Origin of the sequence: Campylobacter sp. W0066.2 (genome assembly GCF_024723515.1) — a bacterium.
Classification (GTDB): Bacteria; Campylobacterota; Campylobacteria; order Campylobacterales; family Campylobacteraceae; genus Campylobacter_D.
Window position 1 is genome coordinate 1 of the sequence record NZ_JANQCV010000021.1, and the last position, 9,043, is coordinate 9,043.

The following is a 9,043-nucleotide window of genomic DNA, read 5'->3' on the forward strand; positions in this document are numbered from 1 at the left end:
GGTTTTATCTAATGTTTTCCAAAAACTTACTTTATAAGAAGGATATTCTATTTTAGGAGTATATATAGTTCCATCTATATAAGTTAATGTTTTAGCAAGGTTTTGTCCTAGGGTGCTAACATTAATGATAGGATTAGTTTTAAATGGAGCTTTAGAAGTAATAGTTGCTTTAGCTTCACCGTTGGCATTAAATGTTGCTTCTTGATTACTTAAACTAGCGTCTCCACTTAAGCTCCATTCTATTTTTTCATTAGCTTTACCACCTTTTAAAGTTACTTCGGCATTTTTATTAGGTTCTGCAATAATAGTACTTGGATCAGCATTAAAGGAAATAGTGTATTGATAAAGTTTGATTTTATCTAAATTAAGCTCCTCTTTAACGCTACCTTGTTTGGTATAACTAAACTTAATAGTAAGTTCTTTGACACTATAATCACTAATACCTTCAAACTCTAAAGTAGCTTCACCTTTATCATTAACATTAAAGCTTTCTTTTTTAGCTTTTACCCCTTTACTTCCACTGATTTTATCAATGGTTGAATTTGGTAATAAACCGCTTACTTTAATCTTAAAATCATCTATATAATCTATAGTTTTTTCTTGATCTTTAAAGCTTGGGTAAGTTACACTAGGTGTATATGTTTTTACATCATAAGTAATAGTTTTACTTAGGTTTTGGCCTAGGGTGCTAACATTAATGATAGGATTAGTTTTAAATGGAGCTTTAGAAGTAATAGTTGCTTTGGCTTCACCGTTAGCATTAAATGTTGCTTCTTGATTACTTAAAGTAGCATCTCCACTTAAACTCCATTCTATTTTTTCATTAGGCTTACCACCTTTTATAGTTACTTCTACATGATCAGGCTTTGGATCTTTTAAAGCTTTGTTGCTATCACTTTCATAAGCATGGATTTTATCTTTACTAAAATTAATGCTTGGGGTGTATTGGTGGAGTTTGATTTCTCCGTTTATTTCTTGAGTGCTAGCTGTACTTTGATTGTAAGTAGCAATGATTTGCAATCTTTTAATATTAAAATCTTTTACTCCTTCAAATACTACCTTACTCTCACCTTTATCATCAGCTGTGCTTTCTTTATCATTGCTAATTCTTAAAGTTTTATTGCTTTGTATATCTTTAGCTTTCCATGAAACTTTTGTTTTTGGCATTAAACCTTTAAGTTTTACTTCAAAATCGCTTTTATAATCAATCATTCCTTTTTCAAAGTCTTGATGAGTCACAGGGTCTTTTCCAGTAGGAAGTTCCATAGTAGCTGAATAGTTTTTAATTTCTAAATCTTTACTTTTTTCTTTTACTAACTCATCACTCATATTCTTAGCAATGATTTTTACTTTTTCATTTCCACTAAGTCCTATGATTTCTACATTGCTCTCACCATTTTCATCAGCTACTAAATTAAGCTCTTTAGAAGTTTTATCTTTATCTATAAATAAAGCATTATCTCCTTGTATGCTCCATTTAACCTTAGTAGTTTTAGCTTGTAAGTTTTTATAGCTTGCATGAGTTTTTTCTTTATTACCTATAATAGTTTTATCCAAGATAATATCATTATCTCCATAAATTGCTATTTGAACAAAGGCTTTTAAAGTAACTCCTAATACATTGGCAATAATTTCAGCCTTTTCTTTATTTTTCATACTTGCATCAGGCTTGTAGATGATATTTGAAATTCCATCTTTATCAGTTTTATCTGAATTTGGAGTTTTTTCTAAACTTCCTTTACCATTTAGCTTCCAGTTTATATCTAAATTTCCAGCTAAATCACTTCCTGCAAATGTGATTAGAGATTTTTCATGTCTTTGTATATTAGAAGGTTTGGCAAATACCCTAAAGTCTCCTTTTGGAGTTACAATAGTAATAGGGAAACTTTCTTGAGCATTACCTGCTTTAGCAATTAAATTAGTTTGATGGATTCCATAAGCATGGATTATTTTTACAAAAACCTTTCCATTACCATCAGTAATATAATGATTTCCATTCTTTAAGATTACACTTTTTTGTTCAGGAGTTACACTCATAGCAACATTTTTAACTGCTTGGTTAAAGCCATTTTTTAGCATAATGCAATGAGTATTATCTCCTAAATTTCCACAATAAGAAATATGATAAGCATTATTAATGGCTTTATATTCAAGCACCATAGAATAATCTCTATCGATAAAATGAGTTCTAGAGCCTTCAATAGTATTATTTATACCTGCAAATTTAGGATCAAAAGCATGTTTGAGGGTATCTTTATCTAAAGGTATACTAAAATTCATAGCTATATTTGTACCTTGTTTATCACTTTCATTGCTTCTTTTATGACTTAGCGAAAAAGTTAATGCTGGACAAGGTGAATAAGTAATACCTCCTTCATACACTAAAGGATTTTTCTCTAAATCTTCATAACAATTTGCATTACCAAATGGAGCTACTTTTTCTCCATACCATTTACTCATATTAGCAAAGATAGCTACATTACTCATAGAAGGAAAAGCGTATTTAATACCCATGTCCCAACCATTAGCAGGGCGCTCTAAGAAAGTTAGATCATTATTAGTATTTTTAAAATCATAACTATCAACCCAATCACTTAGTCTTTGATAAATATTAGCATGAAAAGCGAGTGTATCTAGCATACTTTCAAAACCTAAAGACATTCTTTTATGTTCTCTACTAAAATCATGATCATAAACTAGGTTTAATCCTAGCATGATATTTCCTGAATTATTTAATGCTAATGCATTAGGATAATATCTTATACCACCACCAAAGTGACCTATGATTCTATTATTATCATATCCACCTATACCGCTTTGTAAAAAATAAGATATTTTTGGATTATCTTCACTCATAATAGGTAAAAGTGCTTTAGCACTACCGCTTAAACCACCTCTGTCGTTATAGCTTAAATTAAACTCACTATTAATGGAGTGATTAAGAGAGTGTAAATATTCTTGAATTAAAGTATTAGTTTGTAAGCTTAAATAATTACCTGCTAAGTCTCTAACAATTTCATCTCTTTCTTTGCTATCTTTGGCATTGTATACATTACCTATGGTTTGGATGGTGTTAATAACCTTATTAGATAATTCTTTATCTTCTTTACTAAGATTAGAATCTTTCTTTGGTTTTTCTTCTAATAGCCTTTTGACTTTTAGATCAATATTGTTATGATCTTTAGCCTGACTTAAGCTATTAACCGCAAGAGTTTGATTGTTATCTATAATGATTTTATCTTGATTTTTTAAAATCATTATTTGAGAAAAAAGAAAAGTGTGAATGAGTAAAACAAATAAAAGCGTTTTTTTCATATACTCCCCCTAGAATCCTTTCATAAAGTTTGATTTGTGATGAGAATATGATAACACAAAAAATACAAAAATGATAAAAAAGTTATAAATATATTGAAAAATAGCTAAAAAACTATCAAATATAATAATTATTTATAAACTATAATCAAAATTACTTTTATTTTTTATTAAAAAAATACATATAAATTTATTATTATTTACATATCATCAAAAATTACTTATATTTACTTTTTTAAAATAATGCAAAAATAGACTTTTGTAGCTTTTATATTTATACTTTGTTATATTGTTTAATATATGTGTAGATATGAAAAATAGTGTTTATATAAGAATATAGATTACATTTATTATATTTGGTATATAAAGTATAAATACTAAGCTTATATATGGTAATAAATAAAGAGTATAAATATCTTATTATACTATTTAGATAATTAGAATATAGAGTTTTTTATAAAGTTGATAATAGTTGTTATAATCTTAAAATAACTTATTAAAAAAATATATTTAATTATAGTTTATATGTTTTTATAAATCAGGCAATAGGTAAAATAATATATAAAATATTTAATAAAAAATGAAAGGTGGTTTAAATATAAGGCTAAAGCTTAAAAATAAGCTTTAGATTTTTTAATATTCATATTGATTTAGTTCTTCTTGGGTGCCAAGTAGCATTAGTATATCATTCAGATAAGCGGTAGTTTCTAAATTTGGCATAATACTCCAAATATCATGCTGTTTGTGTGCAATGACTTTTAAATTTTGGCTAATAGTTTGCAAGGTTTTTCCCGCTAAGTTTTCATCCACTAAAAGCTTTGCTACTTTGATGGTATTAGCTGAAAGATCTATGATTTCAAAATTTGGGTTAGTGATAAGAATTTTAGCCAAACGCTTTGCAGATTCTTTTTCAGGATAGATGACTTTATTAACCCCAAGTTTTGAAAGAATTTGTCCATGTGTAGAAGAATTTGCTTTAGCTATGATATTTTTTACCCCTATTTCTTTTAAAGCCATGAAAGTAAGTATGCTTGATTCTAAATTTTCACCTATACTAAGTATGACAACATCAGCATTTGCATAACCTGCTTCTTTTAAAGCTATAGTATGGGTAGAATCTAAGATATAAGCAAAATCCGCATGATCTTGCAATTCTTTAACCGCTTCTTCATCAATATCTGAAACAATAACTCTTTTACCTTGATCAATAAGCTCTTTTGCTAAAACCGAGCCAAATCTTCCAAGTCCTATAATACCATAAGTTTCTTTTTTCATAATATTATCTTTCCTTTTGGATAATTTAAATATTTTTCTTTTTCTTTAAAAAATATACTAAATAAAAATGCAAGCACACCCACTCTACCACTAAGCATAAGTAAAATGATAATTAACTTGCTTTCAGAATTAAAAAGCGCGCTAAGTGATAAAGTCCCACCATCACCCACTGAAACTCCTACTGTAGCAAAAGCTGAGTTTGTTTCAAAAAGCAAGGGTAAAAAGCTTTTATCATCTTCAATTAAGGATAAAATTAATACACAAGCGATGATATATACAATAGAACTTACCGCTATAATGAAAGCTTTGTTGATAGTTTCTGTAGGAATTTCAAAGTTAAAAATTCTTGCATTGCTATCTTTGATACTCCAATAAGCATAGATTAACAATACAGCAATAGTAGTTACCTTAATACCTCCAGCTGTTCCACCAGGTGCACCACCTACAATCATAAACAAAGATCCAAAAAATAAACTTGCATCTTTAAAGGTGCTAAGATCAAGAGTATTAAATCCTGCTGTTCGGTAATTTACTGCTGTAAAATAAGCACTCATGATTTTATCAAAAAGTGAAAATTCGCCTATACTTTTTGGGTTATGGTATTCAAATAAAAAAACCACTAAGCTTGCAAAAATAATCAATATAACAGTAGAAATTAAAACAAGTTTTGTATGTAAGCTTAAGCTTGCAAAACGTTTTTTAGAAAAAAAGTATAATTCTAATAATACAAAATAACCCAAACCTCCAATGATAATCAAAGAGGTAATAATAAAATTAATCCAAAAATCATCTCTATAAGGCATTAGGCCACTTTCAAATACACTAAAGCCAGCATTATTAAAAGCAGAAATGGAGTGAAAAATACTAGCCCATAGAGCTTCACTTAAATTCATATCTAATTTAAATCTTAAAAATAATAATACTACACCTATAAGCTCAATAGCAAAAACAAAAAATAAAACCTTTTTTAAAAATCCTACAAGTCCGTCAGCACCAGGATAAATCAAGGATTCTCTCAAAAGATTTTTTTCTCCAAAACTCATTTTTTTGCGTACTAAAATATATAAAGCCATAGCTATACTCATATAGCCTAAACCGCCTATTTGGATAAGCAATAAAATAACAAGTTGGCCATAAAAGCTAAAATCTAATGAAGTGTTTAGTACAATAAGTCCTGTCATACTTACAGCTGAAGCGCTGGTAAAAAATGCATCTAAAAAAGATATGGGCTTAGTGTGCATAATGGGAAGCATAAGGATAAATGTACCAAAAAGTGCTATAAGTATATAGCCTATGAATAATATTCTTATATTTTTTCTATCTAAGGATAATTTTGTCATATTAATTCTTTAAAACTAAAAAAATATTCTACTTAAAATTGGTTAATATAGATAAAGAAGGAAGCTTTCCACTTTTTAAGTGGAAAGCCAAAAGATATTAAAGCATTCCTACTGCTAAGAAACCTAGAGCAACAGCTATAGCTATAGCTAGAACACCAGGGATAAAGAATGCATGGTTGAATATGAATTTTCCAATTCTTGTTGTACCTGTATCGTCCATTTGAACCGCACCTAATAAAGTAGGGTAAGTCGGAAGAACGAAAAGTGCTGAAACAGCAGCAAAGCAAGCAACTAGCATATAAGAATCTGCAGGATTTGTAGCTGAAATTCCTAACGCAGCAACGATAACTGGAACAATAGCTTTTGCAGTAGCTGCTTGAGAATATAAAAGCATACTAGCAAAAAAGAAAGCAACTGCAAGCATAGCTGGGGTTTGTTTAACCCATTCACCTGCTACTTCTTTAATACCTGCTTCATGACCTGCAACGAAAGTGTTTCCAAGCCAAGCAACACCAAATACACATACACAAGCTGTCATACCTGATTTAAATACACTTGTATCTAAAATCTTAGCAGGTTCAACTTTGCAAAGCCATGTGATTAAAGTTGCAGCGGTTAATAAGAAACTCATAATCGCAGCATCTCTTGGAATAACTACAGGATCAATCCATTTGATATTATTAGAAATTGCTGTAGCATAAAGAACAACCGCTAATACTGTGAATAAGAAAATAGCAACTGAAAGTTTTGCGCCTGGTTTATCTTCGCTTTGTAAAACATCAGAAGCACTTTTTACAAGGCCAGCTTTTAAACGTTCTTGATATACAGGGTCTTTGCTGAGATCCATAGGAGTGATTAAACTTACAATAAAAGCTGTAATCATACAAGCAACAAAAGTAGTTACAATCCAAATTCCAATTAATGTTGGATAATTCCAACCAAGTGGTTCTAATATACCAGTCATATAAACAACAGCAGCACTAACAGGAGAAGCTGTAATACCAATTTGTGAAGCAACAACCATTAATGAAAGCGGAGCTGATGGTTTAATGTTTTGTGATTTTGCAACATCAATAACAACAGGCATTAGTGAAAATACTGCATTACCAGTGCCTGCTAAAATAGTAAGCAACCAACCGCAAGCTGGTGCAAGATAGTTAATAAATCTTGGATGTTTACGCAAAATTCTCTCAGTAACTTTTACCATATAATCCAAACCGCCTGCTTGTTGCATTGCTGAAATCGCAGCAATGGCTGCAGCGATGATTAAGATAACATCCCAAGGAATATTACCTGGTTTCATACCCAAAACAAGACCTAAAATAACAACACCTAGACCTCCAGCATAGCCTATGGCTATGCCACCAAGGCGGATACCTATAAATATTGCTCCAAGGAAGACAACAAGTTGTAAAATAATCATAATATCCATGATTAAACTCCTAAGTTATTAAGCTTTTCTTTTTTCTGTCATATGAGGATTTAACATATTTTCTGGTGTCAAAATCTCATCAATTTTTTCTTTTGGCAAATAACCTCTTTCAAGACAAATATCGCCAACTGCTTTACCAGTTTCTAGAGCTTCTTTAGCAATGCTTGCAGATTTTTCATAACCTAAAACAGGATTAAATGCTGTCACGATTCCGATTGAATTTAATACAAGTTTTTTACAGTTTTCAGGATTTGCTTTTAGTCCTTTGATGGCTTTTTCAGCTAAAGTTTTCATAGCATTTTCAAGTAATACTATAGAATTGAATAATCCATAAGCAATGCCCGGCTCAAATGCATTAAGTTCAAATTCTCCTCTTTCAGAGCAAAGCATGATAGTAACATCATTACCTATAACTTCATAGCAAGCTTCACCAACTGCTTCACAAATTACTGGATTTACTTTACCTGGCATGATAGAGCTACCTGGTTGCATAGCAGGCAAGCTAATTTCAGCTAAACCACATCTTGGACCAGAATTCATTAATCTTAAGTCATTTGCAATTTTAGATAGTCTTACAGCTGCAGTTTTTAACGCACCGCTTACATGTACAAAATCAGCAGTGTCTTGAGTAGCAGCAATGAAATCTTCTGCTGGTTTAAATTCAACACCAGTAATTTCTTTTAATTTTTTCTCAACCACAAATTTATAATCAGGATGACAGTTAATTCCTGTGCCAATAGCTGTTGCACCAAGATTTAAATAACTCATTGACTCACGAGCTGTTGTGATTTTTTCAATATCGCTTTTAATATAGCTAGCAAAAGCATTGAAAGTATTTCCTAAAGTTGTAGGAACTGCATCTTCAAGCTCTGTTCTACCCATTTTGATGATATCTTTGTATTCTTTAGCTTTAACTTCTAATTCAGTTTTTAAAAGCTCCATAGCTTTTAAAAGATCAGTAAGTTTTGCGTAAGTTGCTACTTTGATTGAACTTGGATAAGTATCATTTGTAGATTGACCTAAGTTTGTATGATCGTTTGGATGAAGGTATTGGTATTCACCTTTTTTATGCCCCATACTTTCAAGAGCAATATTAGTGATAACTTCGTTAGTATTCATATTTGTACTAGTACCAGCGCCACCTTGGATCATATCTACTACGAATTGATCTAAAAATTCACCAGCAATCAATCTATCGCAAGCTTTAGCAATAGCATCAGCTTTGTCAGCATCAAGAACCCCAACTTCTTTGTTAGCAAGAGCAGCTGCTTTTTTAACTTGAGCGAAAGCTTTTACAAAATAAGGATAATCTTGTAATCTTCTGCCACTCATATGGAAGTTTTCTAGTGCTCTAAAAGTTTGCACTCCATAATAAACCTCGTCAGAAATTTCCAACTCGCCAATAAAGTCGTGTTCTTTTCTTGTTCCCATGATGTACTCCTTGTGGGTTTTATTTAAGTTTTGTTTATAAACTTAATGAGTATTATATAACAATTTTTTATAAAAGTTTCATAAATTTTTCTGAATTTATCAAAAATCAATAAAAATATATAAAATAAATTAGAATATTGATATTCATTTTATAAATATAATGCTTTTTTGGTAGATATTTGATGTTTGTAGTGTTTATTATTGCTTTTATTGTTTATTTTTTTAAATTTATATTTACTTTTTGTATAATTTT

At 30.2% G+C, this 9,043-nt stretch carries 5 protein-coding genes; all 5 read right to left on the minus strand.

Annotated elements, in window-relative coordinates:
- Positions 1–3,315, minus strand: a 3,315-nt coding sequence (locus CAMP18498_RS07570) for an inverse autotransporter beta domain-containing protein (RefSeq protein WP_337198223.1), incomplete at its 3' end; no start/stop codon positions are given.
- A gap of 630 nt (positions 3,316–3,945) precedes the next feature.
- The gene (locus CAMP18498_RS07575; protein ID WP_337198224.1) at positions 3,946–4,587 is read right to left on the minus strand and encodes a potassium channel family protein; all 642 of its coding nucleotides are present in this window, start codon (positions 4,585–4,587) and stop codon (positions 3,946–3,948) included.
- The gene (locus tag CAMP18498_RS07580; protein WP_337198225.1) at positions 4,584–5,927 is read right to left on the minus strand and encodes a TrkH family potassium uptake protein; all 1,344 of its coding nucleotides are present in this window, start codon (positions 5,925–5,927) and stop codon (positions 4,584–4,586) included. Before CAMP18498_RS07580 ends, CAMP18498_RS07575 begins: the two co-directional genes overlap by 4 nt.
- 97 nt (positions 5,928–6,024) lie before the next feature.
- Positions 6,025–7,359 (minus strand): anaerobic C4-dicarboxylate transporter, encoded by a 1,335-nt coding sequence (locus CAMP18498_RS07585; RefSeq protein ID WP_337198226.1) that lies wholly within the window; start codon positions 7,357–7,359, stop codon positions 6,025–6,027.
- Between the two features lie 18 nt (positions 7,360–7,377).
- Positions 7,378–8,790, minus strand: a complete 1,413-nt coding sequence (locus CAMP18498_RS07590; RefSeq protein WP_337198227.1) for an aspartate ammonia-lyase — start codon at positions 8,788–8,790, stop codon at positions 7,378–7,380.
- Between the last annotated feature and the right edge of the window lie 253 nt (positions 8,791–9,043).

Bases quoted from the DNA above. Each gene is read 5' to 3' on its own strand.
- CAMP18498_RS07575 (WP_337198224.1), bottom strand. From the start codon at position 4,587: ATGAAAAAAGAAACTTATGGTATTATAGGACTTGGAAGATTTGGCTCG.
- CAMP18498_RS07580 (WP_337198225.1), bottom strand. From the start codon at position 5,927: ATGACAAAATTATCCTTAGATAGAAAAAATATAAGAATATTATTCATA.
- CAMP18498_RS07585 (WP_337198226.1), bottom strand. From the start codon at position 7,359: ATGGATATTATGATTATTTTACAACTTGTTGTCTTCCTTGGAGCAATA.
- CAMP18498_RS07590 (WP_337198227.1), bottom strand. From the start codon at position 8,790: ATGGGAACAAGAAAAGAACACGACTTTATTGGCGAGTTGGAAATTTCT.